This window comes from Paraburkholderia sp. SIMBA_053, assembly GCF_046534895.1.
GTDB classification, from domain to species: domain Bacteria; phylum Pseudomonadota; class Gammaproteobacteria; order Burkholderiales; family Burkholderiaceae; genus Paraburkholderia; species Paraburkholderia caledonica.
This window is the reverse complement of record NZ_JAWRXU010000361.1, coordinates 1-314: the sequence shown is the minus strand read 5'-3', so window position 1 is coordinate 314 and position 314 is coordinate 1. Positions and strand designations below refer to the sequence as shown.

Below are 314 nucleotides of genomic sequence, written 5' to 3'. Positions count from 1 at the left end.
CGTGCCTTGCGCGCAAGAGACTGACGAGCCATGCCACGTTTTGCCCACATCTTCGAAGCCGCTGCTGACACGTTGAATGCCTATTACCAGGCAGTCGCGGAGGTCAATATCGACAGTTTGATGGGCTTGTGGATCGACGAGGAATTCGTCAGTTGTATCTGCGCCGACGGCTCGCATCTGCACGGTCTCGACGCGATCCGCTCGGGGCTGACCGTTCAGCTCGAAGCGCAGCCGGTGTCGATCGAGCCACTCGACATCCGCGTTTACGACAGTCTCGGCACCGTTGTCTATGCGATTGCCGAAGCGCATCGGCC

General features: G+C 59.6%; 1 protein-coding gene. It reads left to right on the top strand.

What is annotated here, in order from left to right; translation table 11 throughout:
- Positions 1 to 30 precede the first annotated feature (30 nt).
- Positions 31 to 314 (top strand): nuclear transport factor 2 family protein (locus SB753_RS35995; protein ID WP_410804872.1); only part of this gene is annotated, 284 nt, incomplete at its 3' end.